This is a genomic window from Cohnella herbarum (genome assembly GCF_012849095.1).
Classification (GTDB): Bacteria; Bacillota; Bacilli; order Paenibacillales; family Paenibacillaceae; genus Cohnella; species Cohnella herbarum.
The window spans coordinates 4,557,501-4,578,206 of sequence record NZ_CP051680.1; the positions used below are offsets into that span (position 1 = coordinate 4,557,501).

Here is a 20,706-nt window from a genome sequence, read left to right on the forward strand (position 1 = left end):
CCCTTCATAGAACGATCCGCCGACGGCCGGATAGTGCCCTCCTTGGTAAAGGCCATAAGCCGGATAATGATAGGCCTCTTCGGGGGTCACCTCCCGTAATCCCTTCCCAGATAAGAGATCTCTCCGAACAAAGAAAGCATTCACGCCGCGGGATTCCGTTCCGATCAACGCGTACCCTAGCTTTTTGCCCAGCAACGATAAGGACGTCAAGCTTGCGCCGTAGTAAGTGGTCCCGTTCCAAGCAAAATTCGGATCGTACGCGATAACCTTCTTCTGAGGAGGAGGATAGCTGGCATTATATTCGACGATGACCACCCGCGGCTTATAACGGTGCAGCGCTTGCCAGACCCAATAATCGTTGCCGTCTATATCTATGGATAGCAAATCGAACTCCGTCGGTACATACATGCTACCGAAAATCTCCGAAATATTCTCTTTCGTAATAAAGCGGTTAATGACCTTTACTTGCGGACTGTGGGCGTACAAGACAGAAATTTGTCGGTGCAACGTTTCGCTTCCTTCAATAAGAAGTCCGCTCCAACGATGGTTAAGAATCAGATTAGCCGTATTGTTTTCCAGTCCGCCTCCGGTTCCGAACTCTACGAAATAATGATTTTTATTCCCGATAACCGAAAAGATATGTTCGATTAAGCCATCCTCGCCATTCTGGGAATGAACGGATTTCTCGAATGAGTTGAATGGGTTGCTATGCCTCAGAACGAGATCATGGAACCCTTCAATATTATCGTAGTCATCTAACAAATCTTGCAATTGAATCTCATGCGCCAGAGCCGGAGGCTGATGATGGATTTTCTCGATACGTGAAAAACGGCCGATAACCCGCTTCACATCCTCCTTGAGAGTTCCGTTGCTGCGCAGATGAGGAGGGGAAAATTCCGCGACGATGACGGAATCTTTCCTAAGCAGGGGTTGGCAGGCTTCGATAATATCGAGATCCGCTCCCTGGGTGTCCACCTTAAGGAGATCGAAATACAACGGAGCTTGATCGCCTTGGCATTGACTCAGAAAATCTACGGGATTCACGATCGGCACTTTGTTGGAATGCGTTGAAAAATAGGCGGCTTCCTCATGGGCGAACGGTCTAGAGCTTCGATGGTCGCCATGATTGATGTTATTTCTATAGAAGCTGATGTATTGCTGCGACTTGCCTAAAGCGCAATTAAAGACCAAGACGTTACTAACCTCGTTCAAAGCGATGTTCATATTAAGAAGAGAGAAATTCAGAGGATCCGGCTCGAAAGCATAGATCGTAGCCGTCGGTTGACATTTAGCCATAAAAACAGCCGTCATGCCGATATTAGCGCCAGCATCCAACACGCGTGCGTGCGGCTTCAAATGACTTTGCAGAACTTCAAGATTGATATCCCAAGAAATGCCCATTCTTATATATTTACCGACTGCCAAGTCATCGCGATGAGTCAAGAAACTTAACGGAATTCCGTTGACCACGAGATCGGTCTTAATAAATGGCAACACGCGGCGGTTCCTCCTTCCTAGCTAACGCGGGGATTTATCTCCCCTCGCCGTAAAATTGAAAACACAATGTCCCGCCGTCGATTAAACAAATATGATCGCCTTCGGCGTTGTTCATGCTGTTGATTGCCGCCGATACGCTAGGAACTAACGGATTTCCGAAGTCGTGCCAACAAATGATCCCTCCTTTTTTTACCGTTTGCCGAGCCAGAATCGTATCCAATATCACTCCGTTAAACGAATGGTCGCCATCGATAAAGATCAAATCCGCTTTCGGAAGATCTAGCGCCGTTAAGTCTCTTGAACCGTTCGGCGTTACGATGAGACTAACCCGAGGATCATGATGGACCAACTCGCCTGCGACGATGGGGATTTCGCCTTGTTGGATCGGTAAATTCGTTAATGCGGTCGGAGCGATGTCGATTCCGATATAATTTCTAATCGAAGGACTGTTGCCCAGAATGCATCTCGCGGTTTCGCCGCGCTGAATGCCGATTTCAATAAACGTCTCTATATGAAAAGTTCGCGAAAAAGCGATCAAAGCTTCAACATCATGACCGACGAATATAGGAGCATCCCCTTGGAAATGACCATCCCCGAATATTTTAAAAAAAGTATCTCTTAATATCACGCTCATCCGAAGCCCTCCAAATCACAATTTAGCGCCCTCATCCCATTTCCAAAAAATTTTTCCACTTCGACTTAACGGTTTCCTTCCCGAATAGCTGAACCGCCTTGCGTCTCGCGTTCGAGCTAACGTATTTCGCATACTCATAATTGGATAGCAATGTGAGTATGTACGCTCTTATCGCGGCGATATCATCGGAAACGAACCCGTCTACCCCATGTTCGATCAAATCGGGAATTTCAAAGGTTTTTTGTTGAAGCGTAGGGTTATTGCCTGCTACTTCTCCCACCGAAACGATCGGAATGCCAGTCATGAAGGCTTCGATAAAACCGAGAGTATAGCTGGCTATTCTAGTTCCGGTATATAAAAACACTCGATTTTCCCTTAACTCCCGCTTCATGAGATCATAGCTTAAGAAACCGGCGTTTTCGGGCACGTTATCGTTAAGCGGGCCGAACAGCTTAACGGGCAGACCGTCGCAGGCTTGATGGAAAAATTCATAATTCAGCGCTAATCCTCTATATTTCATTGCCTGATTCATAGCCATCACGGTACCGCTAGTGCCCGTCCATCCGCAATATTCGTTAGGGTCCTTGTAGAACCTAATGACTGCGTCTTCGCCGATATAATTCGGGATTTGTCTTTCTCTGGGCGAATATCGGACAATCTGCAAACCTTGCTGCCGATAGGGGGAAAGCATGCTCTCTTGCAAAGGCTCGGATTGGCCGATCGATCTCCATATGACTCTTTTGTGTTTAATTTTATCCCAATTGTTCGTAATAAAATGAACCATATGCATAACGATAATGACGTCTTTATCTTCGATCATATCGGGATGTAAATGACTTGCGGGATGCCGATTGGCTAATTCGGCGAATGCGGGGTCATATTTCATCTCTGGAATGGCGGGACGATATGCATTGTCGACGTGCGGATTGATGTAACTTCCGTGGGAGTAGCATTCATGGCCTAACTCGGTAAATAACTTCAATTCATCGTACTCAAGCACGCCATGAACGGATAAATACAAAATTTTCAAGCATATCCCCCCTTCCTATCCAAACCATCATATGAAGCGCTGCATTGAAACGCTTATTTCTTAGCCCTGTTTTCAAATCGTATTTTAAGTATTGTTATATAATTATATAATGAACCGATAATGTGTCTCTAAAAAAAAGCTGCCCCTAGAGTATTAACCTAGAGACAGCCTTTGAAATTGAGTTAATAAATCGGGTTCTACGTTGACACTCGCAGTCTAAATAGTTCCGCCTAACAAACGTACCAATTCCGCCTCGTCCTCGAGTACCGGAACGCCGAGATCGCGAGCTTTGGTCAGCTTGCTTCCCGCGCTTTCGCCGGCAATGACCAGATCCGTTTTCTTGGAGACGCTGCCGGATACCTTCGCTCCCAACGCTTCCAGCTTCTGCGCGGCCTCGTCTCGCGTCATGACGGATAACGTGCCGGTCAACACGACGGTTTTGCCGAATAACGGATGACTTGCATCCGCGGCTACCGCTGCCGGCATAGACGCTTCCGCCTTCACTCCGAATTCGCGCATGCGCGCGATGCTCTCTTGAACGAGAGGATCGCGGAAGAAGGAGTGGATACTCTCGGCTACGATCCCGCCGACATCCGGCAATCCGACTAACTCTTCCGCCTCGGCAGCCATTAACCGATCCAAATCCCCGAAGTGATCCGCCAGCATTTTCGTCGTTGCTTTGCCCGTATTCGGAATGCCAAGCGCATTGAGGAAGGAAGCAAGGCCGCGCGACTTGGATTTCTCAAGCGCAGCAAGCAAGTTCGTGGCCTTCTTCTCGCCGAATCGCTGAAGCTTAACCAGATCGTCAAATCCAAGACCGTATAAATCAGCAGGCTCGCGTACGTTCAACTCGTCATAGAGCTGCTCCGCGGTTTTGCCGCTGAACGTCTCGATATCCATGCAATCGCGAGATGCAAAATGGGTGATCCGCCCGATGATCTGCGGCTTGCAGCCCAGCCGATTATTGCAGAACAAGTGCGCTCCGCGCATCTCCAGAGGCGAACCGCATCCCGGACAGACGACGGGAACCTCGATCGTTCCGCCTTCTTCATCGTCCGCTTTGCCAAGAATCTCGGGAATGACGTCGTTCGAGCGACGAATGAACACGCGAGTCCCGAGCGCATGGGACAAATTTTTGCGCTCGATGTCTCCGATGTTGTTCAACGTACAATTCTGTACCGTCACTCCGGCAAGCTCGACCGCTTCGACGCGAGCGAGCGGGGTCACTTTCCCCGTCCTGCCCAACTCCCAAGATACCGATTCCAATACGGTCGTCGTTTCCTCGGCCTCGAATTTGAACGCTACGGCCCAACGCGGGAATTTATCCGTATACCCAAGAGCTTCGCGCGTCCTCATGTCGGTCAGCTTGATTACCGCACCGTCGATAAGATAGTCTAGCTGGTTTCGCCTCTCCACGATCGCGCTTAGCTCTGCGATCAGATCTTCGATCGTAGAGAAATAAGCGATATAAGGATTAACCGGGAACTTGTTATCGCGCAGGAACGCCATCATCTCGCGATGGTTGCCGAAAGAAACTCCCTCCGAATATCCGATGTTGTAGAAGAAGGCGTCCAGTCTCCGTGCGGCCGTGATCTTAGGGTCCTGATTACGCAGCGCTCCGGCGGCTCCGTTGCGGGCGTTCTTGAGCGGTTCGGCTGCCGTCTTGTTGTATTCTTCAAGCACGGACAAGCGCATGAAGCCTTCGCCCTGCACTTCGATCGTTCCGCCTTCGAATCCGATCGTCAGCGGGATCGTACGAATCGTGCGAGCCTGGGCGAGGATTCCTTCCCCGACTTCTCCGTTCCCCCTCGTTGCCGATTGCGATAGCTCGCCTCCGCTGTAGGTCAAATTCAACGACAAGCCGTCGAATTTCAGCTCCAAGACGTACTCGGCGGGCGGGAGGGGCTCATTCGGATTTTTGGCATTGTAATCGGCGATCAGACGATTAGCCCGGGCCGCCCATGCATTCAAATCCTCGATATTCTGCGCTTTATCCAAGCTCCACAACCGGGATAGATGACGGTGAGGCTCGAATGCTTTCAGAATATCGTCGCCGACCCTCCGCGTAGGAGAATCCGGCAATACGGTTCCGCTCTCCGATTCCAAGCGGGTTAATTCATCGTAAAGAACGTCATACTCTTTATCGCTGATCGTTGGATTGTCTTCCGTATAGTATCGGTGGCTATGCGCGTTGAGCTCAGCGACGAGCTCCCGCATCCGCTCCAGGGATTCCTTGTGCGCCATTCCTTTTTTACCTCGCTTTAATATGAAGATAGTAGGCTTCCCCACTAGTCTATTTCAGCGCCAGAACAGTGTCAAATCGCATGCGCAAAAGAGTTCATGGCCTGCCTCTTGTTTCAGCCCGACTCTCGGCGTTTAATGAAGGGTACCACATCACAGAGGAGGTGAGGAAGATGGATAAAGAGCGTTATTACGTCTCCGTCTCCACCTATATGGTAGGCAAAGAACCGTCGTTGACGGATCAGTTCATCGTACTGGCTACCGAAGACGAACGCAACCACTTGCTCGCGCTGCTGAGCCGGGAACAGCAAGCGATGGAGCAAATGTATATCCGGGAACAACTTCCGTACAAATCGGCGGATTACGATAAAATGGCAACCGGATATAACGGTAATAGAACCGAAATCTATCGCTACATCTATAAGATCGGCACGATCGAGACGAAACGGCATATCGAATACATGGATGTTCTGCCGCAAACGCGAACGCGGGATAACCCGCGCGAACGCAACGGCACACAAGAGAACGGAAAATCGAAATAAAAGCGGGCTCTCGGGAGCCCGCTTTTCGAATCGCCTCATTACGGCGATTTTTATTATATTTTCGTCACCGGGGCAAATGCGGCCAACAACCGCTTAACGCCGGTAGGCGCAGGAAACGCAATTTGCAGCTCGGCATCGTTGCCCGTCCCCTTCACGGCAACGACCGTGCCGACGCCCCACTTCGCATGCTGAACCTTATCTCCGGCCACGATGGCCATTCCGTCCCCTACGGGCTTGGAAGCGGAAGGCGTCTGCGGTCGAACGACCGAAGCGCCGCTACCTCCGTTCGTCGGAGCAATGGTCGGCCTAGCGCCGAACCCTGAAGGCGGATACCCCCCTCCGGCGGAACTCGGCGAGGCAGAACGCGCACCATATCCGCCTCCGCCGCCGTTACCTCCGCCTAAGCGGGAGCTGTAACCCCCGTAGGATCCCGAGCGTCCTCCTCCGGCAGGCTCGACCGCTTCCTTCAGTTCGCTCGGAATTTCTTCCAGAAAACGCGAAGGCGCATTCGTGCTCGTCCGACCGTACAGAAGTCTCATTCGGGCGCAAGTTAAGTAAAGCTTCTTCTCCGCTCGCGTAATCCCCACGTAAGCTAGCCTGCGCTCTTCTTCCATCTCCTCATTGTCCATGAACGAACGGCTGCTCGGGAATAACCCCTCTTCCATTCCAACGATGAACACGATGGGAAACTCCAAGCCTTTGGCGCTATGCATCGTCATGAGAGTGACCGCGTCTCCGCTGTCTTCATCGTCGTCGTCCATCGAGTCGATGTCCGCAACCAAAGCCAATTCCGTCAAGAAAGAAACAAGCGACTTGTCTTCGTTGCGTTTCTCGAACTCTTGCGTTACCGATAGGAACTCTTCGATATTTTCCAGCCTCGACTTCGATTCCAACGTGTTCTCGCGCTGCAGCTCTAACCGGTATTCGGTGAGCTCGAGCAACTTCTCCGTCAGTTCCGTCACGGATAAATATTCGACCATTGCGCTTAGGTTACGAATGAGATCGCGGAATTCCGATAATGCGGCCTTAGCGCGGGTCTGAATGTCCAAATGATACAGCCCGTCGCCAAGCAAGCCGTCTCCTTCGTTCAGCACCTTAAGCATCGACACCCCTTTACGGGTCGCTTCTTCCTGAACCTTAGCCATCGTCGTATCGCCTAAGCCCCTCTTCGGCACGTTCACGATCCGGTTAAGGCTGTTATCGTCATCCGGGTTGGAAATTAATCTAAGATAAGAAAGAATGTCTTTAATCTCTTTGCGATCGTAGAACTTGATGCCGCCGACGATCTGATAAGGAATCTCCGATTTGATCAGAATTTCCTCCACGACCCGGGACTGCGCATTGGTCCGATAGAGAATCGCATGATCTCCGTAACGGCGAGCGTTTTGACGGTTTTTGCGAATTTCGCCGGCAATGAAGTAACCTTCCTCATGCTCGGAATCGCCTTGATACACGATGATCTTGTCTCCGCCGTTCTGGTCCGTCCACAAGTTTTTCGCTTTGCGACCCATATTGTTCTTAATGACCGCGTTAGCCGCGTCCAGAATATTAGAGGTCGAACGGTAATTCTGCTCGAGCAAAATGCTCTGCGCTTCCGGATAATCGGCCTCGAAGTTCAGAATGTTCGTAATGTCCGCTCCGCGCCAGCGGTAGATCGACTGATCGCTATCCCCGACCACGCAGATGTTGTGATGCTTCTCCGCCAACATTTTACATAACGTATACTGCGCTCTGTTCGTATCCTGATACTCGTCGACGTGAACGTATTTGAATTTGTTCTGGTAAAACTCCAAAACTTCAGGAACGTCCTTGAACAATTGAATCGTCAGAAGAAGAAGGTCGTCGAAGTCAAGCGAGTTGTTCGCTTTAAGTCTCCGTTGGTATTGCGTGTAAACCTTGGCCACGATCGTTTCGAAAAAGTCGCCTTGCCGTTGCTCATACTGGGCCGGGGTTAGCAGTTCGTTCTTCGCCGCGCCGATCGCCGCCTGCACCGCTTTCGGTTCGAACTTCTTCACGTCGATATTGTTGTCCTTCATCACGTTACGAATGACGGACAGTTGATCCGTAGAATCCAGAATGCTGAAATTCGAGCCGAATCCGATACGTTCGATGTCTTTGCGCAAAATCCGCACGCACATGGAGTGGAAGGTGCTTACCCAGATGTCTCTGCCGGACGGACCGATCAGCTTGGAAACCCGGTCTTGCATCTCTCGCGCGGCTTTATTCGTAAAGGTGATCGCCAATATGCTCCACGGAGCGGCAAGGCGCTTGGAAATCAAATAAGCGATACGGTGCGTAAGAACCCGGGTTTTACCGCTTCCCGCTCCGGCCATAATCAGCAACGGACCATTGGTCGCAATGGCCGCTTCCTTCTGTTTCGGATTTAGCTTATTAATTGAAGCATCGATATCGATCGCGTTCGTATTATCCCGTTCAAAAAACATGTCCGTGCTCCTTTAATGAAAGGTTAACCGCGCTGACCGTAGCCAGGGCGGCATCCAAATCGTGATAGATGATATTCCCCACGACGACCGTATCCGCATGGCTAGCCGCTTGCGCCGCCCGCTCCGCGCTGTCGATTCCGCCGCCGTAGAACAAATGCGCCTGTTTGAGATTGTTTTTGATTCGCTTCAACAGCTCCATATCACCGAACGTTCCGCTGTACTCTACGTATAACACGGGGACGTTCCATAAGCGATCCGCCACCTGGCTGTAGGCGAGAGCTTCGTTGGCGGAGATATTCGCCTCCGCGCCCGAAATTCTGGCAACGGTGGAATCCGGGTTCAGGACAAGGTACGCCTCGCCCACGATCGACTCCCAAGGAAGCAGATGCCCATAATCGCGCAGAGCCTCGACATGATGGCCGATCAGCCATTCCGTTCGCTTGGTATTCAGCACGCTCGGGATAAAATAGCCGTCGAACCCGGGCACGCCGCACGACGGATCGGACAATTCGAAGGCGCACGACACTTCGTACCTGCGAATGCGCGACATCAGATCGACCGTGTTGTCGAACGTTACTCCGCTAGAGCCGCCTACCAGTATCGCGTCCGTTCCGGAAGTGCATATCGCGTCCAGCGTTTCGTCGTCGATGGGACGGTCGGGGTCTAGCTTAAATACGTGTTTCCAATTGCTATAAAATAAGGGGAGCATATAGCCTCCATGTCGATTGATAGGTTACCTTCTAGTCTACAGGAATTCGGTGTTTCTTCCAAGCAAAAACGGCTATCTCCGTCCTTGGATAAAGTAGGAACGTCTATCGAAGCGGTCCTAACGAAATTCAAAGCCTTCGGCATCGGCGCCGAAGGCTTTGTTGCTTACCTATTGTTCAAAAAGCAAACTCCCTCTATAACTCGTAAATTCTAGCCTCATGAGGCCTTAGCACGATTCGGTCCACCGATTCGGCTTCGCTGACCGCATAGTTTGATATCAGTAACTTTCTAGTCGGCCCTATATATTCCGAAGACAAGCGTATAAACGATGTCTCATCCGAGTGATTGAGCACGATTAACCAGCGAGTCTCTCCCAAGGTACGGGTATACACATAAAGATGCTCGTCTTCCAACCACTCCGGCAACTCTTCGAAATCGCCGTACACCATGACCTCGTTATTTTTGCGTAACGCGATCAACTGCTGATAATACCGATAAACCGAACTTGGATCCGCTAGATCTTGGGCAACGTTGATCTCCGCGTAGTTCGGATTCACTTTAATCCATGGGGTCCCGGTCGTAAACCCGGCATAAGCCGAATCATCCCATTGCATAGGGGTACGGGAATTGTCCCTGCTAAGAGGTTGAAGTCTTAGGAGAACTTCCTGCGGATCTCCGCCTTTCGCGACCTCTTCATCGTAACGGTTTCGCATCGCGATATCATCGTAATCCTCGATCGAGTCGAAGCGCACGCCGGTCATGCCGATCTCTTCGCCTTGATAAATATAAGGAATCCCCGGCAAGGTGTGCAGCATGGTGGCTAACAGCTTCGCGGATTCCACCCTGTAAGGGCCGTCGTTTCCGAATCGGGTAACTTGCCTAGTGTGATCGTGGTTGTTCAAAAACTGGGAATTCGATCCTTTGCCCCACAGTCCCTTATACCAACGCCGCTGTATATCCTTGAATCGAAGCATGTCCCACGAAGGCATCTCGTCGCATACTTCAAAATGGAACAACATATTTAATTCCCGGCGGTCTTCGCCGACGAACTTCAACCCTTCCTCCGGCGTAACGAACGCCGTCTCGCCTACCGTCACGATATCGTAATGACGGAATACCCGTTCATTCATCTCCCGCATATAGTCATGCAACCCGGGATGATTCGTTAAATAGTGAATGTCCGCCGGATTGTCCGCATCGGGGAAGCCGTCCGGCTTGGCCAATAAAGCAATCGCATCCAACCGGAAACCGTCGATGCCTTTATCCATCCAATACGTCATCGTCCGATAGATTTCCTCGCGCAGTTCGGGGTTTGCCCAATTCAGATCCGGTTGCTCTACCGCGAAGGAATGGAAATAATACTGCTCCGTTTGCTCGTCCCATTCCCACGTCGATGGAGAGAAGTAAGAACGCCAATTGTTAGGCGCTTCTCCGTCCTTCGCATCCTTCCAGATATACCAGTCCCTTTTGGGGTTGTCCCTTGAAGACTTCGATTCCAAAAACCACGGGTGTCGGTCGGAGGTGTGATTGACGACCAAGTCCATGATCAGCTTCATCCCGCGGGCATGAACTTCGGCGAGCAGCTTCTCCCAAACTTCCATCGTACCGGCTTTCGGCATGACGGTTTCGTAACCGGATATATCGTAACCGTTGTCCAAGTCCGGAGAATCGTAGATCGGGTTCAACCAAATGATATCGACGCCAAGCTCCCGAATATAATCCAGCTTATGGATCAAACCTTCCATATCGCCATAGCCGTCCCCGTTGGAATCGTAAAAGCTTCTCCAATACACTTGATACACTACGGCTTCTTTCCACCATTTTTTAATATGCTCAGCCATTGAACTAATCCTCCGTTATTCTTGATGCAGCTTTAGATGACAATCTGAGATGTTATTGGATCCAGAATGGAAGTTTTATTTTACCGCTCCGGCCGCAATGCCCTTAATGATGTATTTCTGCGCGAAAAAGTAGAAAATGACTACCGGTATAATCGTCAAAGTCAATCCGGCCATCGCCAGGTTCCACACAATGGTGAACTCTCCGAAGAAATAAAAGGTCGACAACGGAATCGTACGCAAGCCTTTATCGGATAACGTCAAAGACGGAAGCAAGTAGTCGTTCCATATCGCGATGACGTCCAGAATCGCAATGGTGATCGTAATCGTCTTCAACATCGGAAACACGATGCGCCAGAACACGCCGAACTTGCTGCAGCCGTCCAATGTCGCCGCTTCTTCCAGAGCGATAGGAACCGACTTGATAAAGCCGTGATAGAGAAATACAGCCATGCTGGCATGAAATCCAACGTTCATGTAAATCAAACCCCCGTGCGTATTCAGCATCGGGATATGGAGATTGCTGCGAATCCAGTCCATTACCTGCATAAGAGGCATCATTAACGTTTGGAAAGGAATCAGCATCGTTGAGACTAAGATCAGAAAGATGACTTTACTTAATTTATTGTCCGTTCTGACCAGCATCCACGCGGTCATGGAAGCCAAAACGACGACGATGACGACGGAGACGACGGTCACGAACAACGAGTTGCCGAAAGCGGTGAGATAACTCATCTTCTCCATCGCTTTGGAATAATACTGGAAGCTTAGAGTCGAGGGCAACGCTAAGGCATTCTCATATAATTCCGCGCGATTCTTGAATGAATTCACCACCATAATATAAACGGGAGACAAGAAGGCAAGCGCAATAACGGCAAGCAAAATTTCGAATATCCATTTGCTTGATCTCTTCATTACATTTGCACCTCTTTCCGTTTGGTGATGGCCACTTGAGTCAACGTAAGAATCGCCACGACCAAGAAGAATACGATAGCTTTAGCCTGACCGAGCCCATAATGCCCGTAACCGAAAATTTCGTTGAAAATATTCATCGCGAACATTTCCGTGGAGTTATTCGGTCCTCCCTTAGTTAAGCTCAAGTTCACGTCGAACATCTTGAATGCGCCGGAAAGCGTCAAAAAGAAGCAAATCGTAAACGAAGGCATCAATAGCGGGAAAATAATTCTGGTCAGCCGTTGCCACATATTCGCTCCGTCTACTTTAGCGGCTTCGATCATGTCGTCGGGAATCCCCTGAATGCCCGCGATATAAATAATCATCGTATACCCGGCCATTTGCCAGGTGAAAACGATAACCATGGCGTACAGCGCGAATTGCGGATCGAGCAGCCAGTTAAAAAATATACTTCCAAGGCCCGTTTTCTGGCCGATTAATTTGAATGCGTCGGTAAAGATGAATTGCCAAATATACCCGAGAATCAAACCGCCGATCAAGTTCGGCATAAAAAATAACGTTCGTGCCGCATTGCTAACGCGAAGTTTGGTCGTAACGAGCAGAGATAACAAAAGTCCGAATACGTTAACCGCTATCAGCGATAAAACCGTAAATTGAACGGTGTTCCACGAGGAGGCGATAAACCGATCGTCTTGGAACAATTGGACGAAATTATCGAATCCGACGAATACTTTGGGATTAGCCGGAATCCCATCCCATTTCACGAAGGAATATCCGATCCCGATCACGAACGGGATGATCACAACGGTCGTAAAGACAAATAACAACGGTACCGTAAACAAGGCATACCAAGCTTTGTCCTTCCTCTTACTCATCGTCATTCAACTCTTTTCCGGCGATATTGGATGGTTGGAAAAACGAAAGCCTAACATTGGTATCCGTTAGGCTTTCGTCCCCTATTTCATTGTAAATTCTTATTACTTCGCGGCTTTAGCCCACAAAGCGTCCAGCTTTTGCAACAATTGCTCGCCCGTCATGTCTTTCGAAAGGAAGAATTCTTGCGTAGCCGGCGCCAAGTCGTTAACGATGATTCCTTGCGGGAAGTCGTTAAACGCCCAAGGAATCGTTTGGCCGCTTTTCGTCGCTTCGAATACGTCTTTGGACAACGGATCCAATTCGTTCGCTTCGATGTTCGTCATGGCCGGAATAAACTTAAACTCGTTCACGATCGCGTTCTTGCCGGTTTCGCTCGTTAACAGCCAGTTCAGGAACGCGCTAGCCGCTTTGATCTCGTCCGCGCCGGAAGTTCCGTTGATTACCCAGTTGCTCGCTACGCCGATGGATAGTTTGCTATTGCCGGCTAACGGGAACGGCATCATGCCGATTTCAAACCCTAGATCCCCGAAATCCTTCAGCATTCCGTAACTCCAATTCCCTTGATGAACCATTGCCGTTTTGCCTGTCGCGAAGTCTCCCATCTGGGAGTCGTATTTCACTTCCATCGGATTGCCCGTGTTCGCCTTAATGGCATCCATGAATTTCGCGAATTCCTGGAACTCTTTCGTTTCCGCCATCTTAACTTCGCCTTTGTTCAGCTTCTCGATAAAGGCTTTCGAGTCCGGCTGCAACGCGAATGGGTAGTTAATAATGTGTCCGATCAAGAAGTAGGCTTCCTGAGAAAGGCTCAGACCGTTCTTTCCGTCCGCTTTAAGCTTTTCGAGCGCCGCAGTGAAGGAAGCGAGATCCTTGACGTTATTCGGATCTACCAAGCTCTTGTTGTACACCAGCCCGAAACCCTCTACCCCGTAAGGTACGCCGACGACTTTGCCGTCCAATTTCAACGCTATGTTAGGGGCGATATTGCTCGCATACGGTTCATTGCTTAGATCGTAGAAATAAGACTTGAATTTCTCGGCATCCGAGCCCGTTCCGACGCTGAAAAGATTCGGTCCTTCGTTAGCGGCAAGCTTAGCTCGCAATTGCGTGCTGTAAGCGTCGCCCGCGGAACCCCACACTTCGACTTCGTTGCCCGTTTCTTCCGTGTACTTCTTTGTCAGCGCTTCCAACGACTCCGCGATTTCGACTTTTGATTGGAATATAGAGATCTTTTTCAACTTTTCCGCTGGCGCTGCAGGCGAAGACGCAGGAGCCGTAGGAGAAGAAGAAGGCGAAGGAGAATTGGAACCCGTGCTAGAACCGTTGCCATTCGAGTTGCCGCAGCCTACCATTGCCGCGATCAAAGCCGTAGCCGTCAGTAAACCAAAAACCTTTTTTGTTTTTTTCAATTTGTACGCCCCCTTGAAAATAAGTAAAACGCTTACAACCACATTGTACCGCCATCTTAGGGTTGAGTCAATAAAATTTTACAATATTTTAGTATAATACTGGCTGAATATTTATTAATTTTACTTAATTTTACTAAAATACAATGTTGCTACTTCACCGTTTTCCGCCATTCGATCGTTGCGCTTAGCTTGAAGGGTTTCCTGTCTACCGCCCCTTCTATGAGCTCCAGCAATTCTTTGGCCGCCAAATATCCGGCTTCGTACCGAGGAATGGAGATGGTCGTTAATCCCGCTCTGGCCGCGGCTTCGGAATCGTCGAAACCCGTGACGGATATATCTTCCGGGATTCTGATATTGTTTTCTTCCAGCGCTCTCATAGCCCCGATGGCCATATTATCATTCGCGCAAACGAGCATTTCGGGCAACGAGTTGCCCAGGATCATGATCTTCGCCGCTTGATAGCCGCTTTTCTCGCGATAATTTCCGTGAAAATAGTGTTTACGGTCAAACTCGATATTATTCTTCGCCAAAGTATCGGTAAATCCGGCGAAGCGTTCTTGATTATCCAACGTATACTCGATTCCGCCAATGAACCCGAACCTCTTAAACCCTTTATCGACCAGCCCCTGCACCATATCGCACATGACGGGATAGTTGTCGACGATTACGCTCTTAGTAGCCGCGAGAGGATTGGTAATGATTCTGTCCATTAGAACAACGGGGAAGTCGGGCTTAGCTACGGAAACCACGTAATCATCGCTCATCTTGCTGTCCAGAACGATGGCGCCGTTCGCAAAGCTGCTGCGCATGAAGTTCGCGCTGGATTTGTTCGTGCATATGATCAGGTCATACCCGTTTTCCGTAAGGCAATCGCTCATTCCGTTAATGATTTTCAAGTAAAACTCGCGATCGAAGTCGCTGAAAATAAACACGATAACTTTCATTTTCTCCGTCTTCGTTTGTTCTCGCAAAGTCTTTGGGTAATACCCGTTTTCCGCGCAAATCTGCAGCACGCGCTCCCTTGTCGCCTGTCCTACATTATTACGACCGTTCAGCACATTTGAAACAGTCGATACCGAAACGCCCGCAATGCTAGCGATTTTCTTCATTCCATCCATGATAGCTGCTCTCCTCCGCCGACTTTGTCACTTTAATATAACATGGATGTCGTTTTATATAAAATTTACTTTTCATTTTACAAGATAATTTTTAGGATTCGACATTGCGAAATTTGCCCCATCCGTGCTCGGAATCGGAGCTGTAGCGTTGCTTTTTGGCACTATGGCATCATCCGTGCTCGGAGTCGGAGCTGTAGCGTTGCTTTTTGGCACTATGGCACCATGCGTGCTCGGAATCGATGCTGTAGCATTACTTTTTGGCACTATGGCACCATCCGTGCTTGGAGTCGGAGCTGTAGCGTTGCTTTTTGGCACTATGGCACCATCCGAACCCAAAGTCGGAGCTGTAGCGTTACTTTTTGGCACTATGGCACCATCCGAACCCAAAGTCGGAGCTGTAGCGTTGCTTTTTGGCACTATGGCATCATCCGTGCTCGGAGTCGGAGCTGTAGCGTTGCTTTTTGGCACTATGGCACCATCCGTGCTCGGAATCGGAGCTGTAGCGTTGCTTTTTGGCACTATGGCATCCTACATCATCAACAATCTCGCTTTATCCTCCAAGACGTAATAATAAATTCTTTCTTTGGCAACACCCACCGGCCTAATTAAACCTTTTTCGCGCATACTCCTTAGTAAGTTGTAGCTTGATGATTTCCCAAGTTGCAGGCAGTCGCACGCATCCTTCACCCCGAATGGACGATTGATACGGAGCGCGTAACGAATCAACTCCCTCTCGTACACAGGTATGTCATACTGTTGCTTGTTCGAAAGCCCTCCGTGTTTTCCTAAAATCACATACAAGTGGCGTCTACAAACTTCCGGCCTTTTGTCGATATCGTCCCAGCTATAGGGAATGAAAGGATAATCGTATTCGGCAAAGGTTCTCATACGCATCTTCTCGAAATCGAATCTATCCCGCGTGATCATCTCCGCATGGGAGCCGAAACCCTCGCATTCAACGATAGACTCGATAGGTTTGTAGAAGAAGTCGCCGAATATTAACATTCCGTTCAAACTCACCATCTCATACTCCATCACCAGTCCATCGAAGGAACCTATAACGGGATATATCACATTTTTAAGCAAACTAATTTCACCCGTCAGTTTTTTATTCAACATCTCGAGTCTCCTGCTGCTAGCCGTACGTTTCTGTTCTTTGAAATACTCCGCGAACTGCTTCTCGAACATAATTACTGCCTCCTCGTTAGAAAATAAAAAACGCCACCTGCTCCTATAAGGAGACAAGCGGCGTGTGCTTCACGCTAAAATATTTACTTATATTGTAATAAGTTGACGAGGTTTTATCAAGATAGGAAAAGTACCCCTCATCGACCCAACTTCTCCTCCAAATAAGCCCGTACCTCATCCTTTAAATCCGGACGCTCCAAAGCGAAATCGATGATCGTTTTGAGATATCCGAGCTTCTCCCCCGTATCGTAACGCGTTCCGCGAAATTTGTAGGCATAGACGGATTCATCCCGCATTAGACGGTAGATGGCATCGGTTAACTGGACTTCTCCTCCGGCGCCGGTTTCTTGATTTTCCAAAATATCAAAAATTGCAGGGGTTAAAATATATCGTCCGATGATGGCCACATTGGATGGTGCATCTTTAGGTGCCGGCTTCTCGACGACGCCCCGAACTTTAAGAATACGATCGCCGTCGCCGCCCGCCGGATCGGGATCCACGATTCCGTATCGGGATACTTCGGCTTCGGACACTTTTTTCACCGCGAGCACGGAGCTCTGCACTTCATCGTAAACGTCCATCATCTGCTTGAGACATGGAACGTCGTCAGACTGAACGATATCGTCCCCTAACAAAACCGCGAACGGTTCGTTGCCGATAAACTTGCGCGCGCACCAGATCGCATGACCGAGTCCTCTCGGCTCTTTTTGGCGAATATAATGAATATCAATAAGATCGGAAGGCTTCTGAACCTCGGAAAGAAGATCCAGCTTCCCCTTCTGCAGCAAGCTTTGTTCCAGCTCATACGAGCTGTCGAAATGATCCTCGATCGCGCGCTTCCCTTTACCCGTTACGATAAGAATATCTTCAATGCCGGATGCGACCGCTTCCTCGACGATATATTGAATGCCGGGTTTGTCGATAATAGGCAGCATTTCCTTGGGCATGGCTTTCGTCGCCGGAAGGAATCTGGTACCCATTCCCGCTGCTGGGATGATGGCCTTGCGAATTCTCATTTACTGGCATCCTCTCTAGACTTTCGGTACAAAATCGCCTGCCTTCCGGGCGTTCTCCGGAACGACGGGCAAACGTCCGACCCCAATGCATACGACGCCTTGCGCGTTAAGCGCAGCTGCGTCGAGCGCATTTCTTCCATCCATAATTATAGGGCGATTCATCCAGTTTTTAAAGTCGTCCGCCTTGATTTGTCGAAACTCTCTCCACTCGGTTACGAGAATCGCCGCATCCGCGCCTCTTAATGCCTCTTCCGCCGATTCGCATATCGTTACCGCCGACGGCAGCGCTTTACGCGCCGTATGATTGGCCTCCGGATCGTATGCCGTTAGCGTAATGCCAGGATGACGACGGTTCAGCTCCGCAACGAGCCGTAAGGATGGAGCTTCCCGCATGTCGTCGGTACCTGGCTTAAAGGCGAGCCCGAGTAGCGCAACCCTCCGGCGACTTGGATCGGATAGCGCAGCCTCTAGCTTACGAACCATGCGCAGCGGCAGCATTGCATTGGCTCTTACTGCTGCTTCGACAAGCGTCTGCGGAGCTCCGGCTTCATCCGCGATTCGAACGAGCGCCCTCGCATCCTTAGGTAGGCAAGAGCCTCCGAAACCAAGGCCCGCAGCCAGAAAATGCGGACCGATCCGCGGATCCAACCCGAGAGAGTGGGCTACGGCAGGGTAGTCGGCGCCTGTTTGTTCCGCTAGCGCGGCGATCTCGTTCGCGAAAGAGATTTTAACGGCGAGACTAGCATTGGCGGCAAGTTTGGCAAGCTCCGCGCTCCGGCGATCCGTAACCATAATCGGACCGGGTAATCTTTGGTGGAGCTGCTTCAGCCGCTCGCCCGTTTCCGCCGATGCGCTTCCGATCACCATTCGGGACGGCTCGAAGAAATCCCTTACCGCGGTGCCCTCTCTCATGAACTCGGGGATAGAAACGACTTCAACGAGACAATGCTCCGGTAATCGGCTTCTAAGGCGCGTCTCAGCACGCTCCGCGGTACCAATGGGCACCGTACTCTTGATGGCAATGATTTTCCTGTTACCGGATTCGGATTCCGGCCACGCTTCCATCTGATCGATAGCGGACCACAAAGCGGCCAACGACATTTCGCCCGTATCGCAAGAAGGCGTGCCAACCGACAGAAACACGAGGTCGGCTTCCTGTAACAGCTTCGAAGAATCATGACCGAACGTTAACCGGCCCGATGAAGCGTTTCGCGTAATTAAAGCTTCTAGGCCGGGCTCGTGATAAGGAACGACCCCGCGGGATAACTGGGCGATCTTCCCCGTATCGATGTCCACGCAATGCACCGAATGCCCAAGATCCGCAAACCCCGCTCCCGTAGTCAACCCCACGATACCTGCCCCTACGACCGCCATCTTCATCATTCATTCCTCCTCTATATATCGATCGCGCAAACCGCGAATTAGCTTTCGTTCCGATTGTAGCATCGAAATGAAATCAAACTTCTTGATTTGTGTTAGAGGAACGTAAATTGTCGGGGAGGGCAGCACGCAAAAAAGAGCTTTCTCAATCGGTCGGAATCGACGTGTCGAGAAAGCTCTGCTTGGATTAGTATCGCGAGGCGGTTACTACTTACGTCTCCCTGAAACTGGGGAGATTTTTTTCTGTTTTAAAGGATTTTCAGTGGGCGATGTAGAAGTATTCTCTTATCAGATTTTGTGGAAGGAGCGCGTACAGTGAAGCTAACATCGAAACAGGTACTACACGTTAGCAAAGGAGATACCGAGATTGCTGGCTTTATTTCCGCGCTCCTAGCCCAAAACGAAAAGTTAACCGAGATCGTGGAAACGCAAACCCGGCAAATCAAGAAGCTCGAAAATCGCGTACAGGAGCTAGAACGCCAGATCGGTCAAAATAGCAACAACAGCAGCAAACCACCCTCGAGTGATGGACTGCGCAAAAAGAACAACTTACGCGAGCCCGGAGGCAAGAAAGGCGCTCCTAAAGGGCATGAAGGGCATACCCTTCGTTTTCATCTGGAGCCGGACGAAGTTGTCGTCCATCCCCTTACCACCTGCAAAAACTGCAATCATTCCATGGCTGAACTACCTGCGCAGGATTGGATCAAAAGGCAGGTGCTTGACCTACCCCTAGCTCCGCTCATCACCACCGAGCATCGCGCCGAAGAGAAGCGCTGTCCTTGTTGTCGCACCCTGCAAAGAGCCGAGTTTCCCAGCGCAGTTAAAGCACCTGTTCAATACGGGGAAAGCTTTGCTGCTTGGACGACGTATCTGAGCGTCTATCAGTTGCTCCCCTTGAAGCGCATTGCTCAGTTCTTTTTCGATTTGACCAGGTATCGCCCGAGCGAACGCACTTTGCTTGAGCAACTGAATACGATGGCATCCCGTGTAGCGGAGCATGAACCGGTAATCAAAGCGCAACTGCGCAAAGAACCCTTCATTTGCTGCGATGAAACGCCCATGCGTTTGAACGGGAAACAACAACATCTTCATACGCACTCGAGCGCCGAATGGACGTTACTGCATATGAACGAAAAACGATGCGGGCCGGCGTTCACCGAAATGGATGTGCTGCCTGCCTATAAGGGGATCGTCGTGCATGACTGCTTTTCCTCGTATTTCAAATCAGACGTAACGTTCTCCCATGCGCTCTGTAATGCGCATCTCCTGCGTGACTGCCAGGGCATCGTAGATCACAATCGACATCAATGGGCAGCCCAAATGAAAGAATTGCTTCGCCGAAGTTGGAAAATGGCCAAAGCGGCTAGAGCCTCCGGCACGCGAATGTCAGATGCACTCCTCGCTGAGATTGACCGTCAGTACGACGACATTCTGGTGCTTGGAGCAAACGAATGGTCAACAGATAAGGTTCCCGAGAAAACGGGGCCACGAGGGCGGAAATGCAAAAGTATTGCAGCGAACCTTGGAGACCGACTTACGCGCCACAAGGCGTCGGTACTCCGCTTTCTTTACGATGACCAAATCCCATTTGATAACAATCTGGCTGAACGAGACATTCGCATGTCCAAGGTGAAACAAAAGATCTCGGGTTGCTTTCGGACAGCTATCGGCGGACAGCAGTTTGCCAGCATTCGCGGGTTTATTTCCACACTTCTGAAACAATCCCTCCCTTTGCACCAATCACTCGTTTCCGTTCTTCGCGGTCAGTTTCAGTTTAGTGCTACGTAAGTAGTAACCGCGAGGCGGTACTATTTGACTCCATGGTACTCGGCAGCTTGGATTAGAGCCGCGTGACGGTACTATTTGGCTC

The 20,706-nt window shown here is 50.1% G+C and carries 16 protein-coding genes (1 of these 16 cut by a window edge); 2 read left to right on the top strand and 14 right to left on the bottom strand.

What is annotated here, in order from left to right:
• The 4 genes from HH215_RS19465 to ligA form a co-directional block, all read right to left on the bottom strand.
• Nucleotides 1-1,497 carry the 5' portion of an FkbM family methyltransferase gene (locus tag HH215_RS19465; protein ID WP_169281401.1) on the bottom strand. The gene continues 3 nt to the left of window position 1, outside the view, so 1,497 of the gene's 1,500 nt are visible here — the first part of the coding sequence; the start codon lies at nt 1,495-1,497; the stop codon falls past the left edge of the window.
• Nucleotides 1,498-1,531: 34 nt separating this feature from the next.
• On the bottom strand, nt 1,532-2,131 hold the full coding sequence (locus HH215_RS19470) for a class I SAM-dependent methyltransferase (protein WP_169281402.1): 600 nt from the start codon (nt 2,129-2,131) through the stop codon (nt 1,532-1,534).
• Between the two features lie 31 nt (nt 2,132-2,162).
• Nucleotides 2,163-3,161: a glycosyltransferase gene (locus HH215_RS19475; protein ID WP_169281403.1), complete on the bottom strand. Its 999-nt coding sequence runs from the start codon at nt 3,159-3,161 to the stop codon at nt 2,163-2,165.
• A 216-nt stretch (nt 3,162-3,377) separates the two neighbouring features.
• Nucleotides 3,378-5,405, bottom strand: coding sequence for an NAD-dependent DNA ligase LigA (gene ligA / locus HH215_RS19480; RefSeq protein ID WP_169281404.1), 2,028 nt, complete (start codon nt 5,403-5,405; stop codon nt 3,378-3,380).
• 170 nt (nt 5,406-5,575) lie between these two features.
• On the opposite strand from ligA, the gene HH215_RS19485 reads away from it, so the two are divergent.
• Nucleotides 5,576-5,944: a hypothetical protein gene (locus tag HH215_RS19485; RefSeq protein WP_169281405.1), complete on the top strand. Its 369-nt coding sequence runs from the start codon at nt 5,576-5,578 to the stop codon at nt 5,942-5,944.
• A 53-nt stretch (nt 5,945-5,997) separates the two neighbouring features.
• Here the strand turns inward: HH215_RS19485 and pcrA are convergent, their stop codons facing one another.
• The 10 genes from pcrA to HH215_RS19535 form a co-directional block, all read right to left on the bottom strand.
• Nucleotides 5,998-8,388, bottom strand: coding sequence for a DNA helicase PcrA (gene pcrA, locus HH215_RS19490; RefSeq protein WP_169281406.1), 2,391 nt, complete (start codon nt 8,386-8,388; stop codon nt 5,998-6,000).
• Nucleotides 8,378-9,097: a heptaprenylglyceryl phosphate synthase gene (pcrB, locus tag HH215_RS19495; protein WP_169281407.1), complete on the bottom strand. Its 720-nt coding sequence runs from the start codon at nt 9,095-9,097 to the stop codon at nt 8,378-8,380. The genes pcrA and pcrB overlap by 11 nt, the downstream gene beginning before the upstream one ends.
• Before the next feature lie 193 nt (nt 9,098-9,290).
• Nucleotides 9,291-10,937 carry a glycoside hydrolase family 13 protein gene (locus tag HH215_RS19500; RefSeq protein ID WP_169281408.1) on the bottom strand — a complete coding sequence of 549 codons (1,647 nt, stop codon included), beginning with the start codon at nt 10,935-10,937 and terminating at the stop codon, nt 9,291-9,293.
• A 75-nt stretch (nt 10,938-11,012) separates the two neighbouring features.
• Nucleotides 11,013-11,849: a carbohydrate ABC transporter permease gene (locus HH215_RS19505; protein WP_169281409.1), complete on the bottom strand. Its 837-nt coding sequence runs from the start codon at nt 11,847-11,849 to the stop codon at nt 11,013-11,015.
• Entirely contained in the window at nt 11,849-12,724 is an 876-nt protein-coding gene (locus HH215_RS19510; protein WP_169281410.1) for a carbohydrate ABC transporter permease, read from the bottom strand. Before HH215_RS19510 ends, HH215_RS19505 begins: the two co-directional genes overlap by 1 nt.
• A gap of 102 nt (nt 12,725-12,826) precedes the next feature.
• Nucleotides 12,827-14,134, bottom strand: coding sequence for a sugar ABC transporter substrate-binding protein (locus HH215_RS19515; protein WP_169281411.1), 1,308 nt, complete (start codon nt 14,132-14,134; stop codon nt 12,827-12,829).
• Between the two features lie 149 nt (nt 14,135-14,283).
• Nucleotides 14,284-15,252: a LacI family DNA-binding transcriptional regulator gene (locus HH215_RS19520; protein ID WP_169281412.1), complete on the bottom strand. Its 969-nt coding sequence runs from the start codon at nt 15,250-15,252 to the stop codon at nt 14,284-14,286.
• Nucleotides 15,253-15,780: 528 nt separating this feature from the next.
• Nucleotides 15,781-16,440: a hypothetical protein gene (locus HH215_RS19525; RefSeq protein ID WP_169281413.1), complete on the bottom strand. Its 660-nt coding sequence runs from the start codon at nt 16,438-16,440 to the stop codon at nt 15,781-15,783.
• A gap of 137 nt (nt 16,441-16,577) precedes the next feature.
• The gene (gene galU, locus HH215_RS19530) at nt 16,578-17,456 is read right to left on the bottom strand and encodes a UTP--glucose-1-phosphate uridylyltransferase GalU (RefSeq protein WP_169281414.1); all 879 of its coding nucleotides are present in this window, start codon (nt 17,454-17,456) and stop codon (nt 16,578-16,580) included.
• A 15-nt stretch (nt 17,457-17,471) separates the two neighbouring features.
• A complete protein-coding gene (locus HH215_RS19535; RefSeq protein ID WP_169281415.1) occupies nt 17,472-18,839 on the bottom strand; it encodes a UDP-glucose dehydrogenase family protein in 1,368 nt (455 codons plus the stop codon).
• 312 nt (nt 18,840-19,151) lie between these two features.
• On the opposite strand from HH215_RS19535, the gene tnpC reads away from it, so the two are divergent.
• On the top strand, nt 19,152-20,624 hold the full coding sequence (tnpC, locus tag HH215_RS19540) for an IS66 family transposase (RefSeq protein ID WP_169281269.1): 1,473 nt from the start codon (nt 19,152-19,154) through the stop codon (nt 20,622-20,624).
• Nucleotides 20,625-20,706 lie beyond the last annotated feature (82 nt).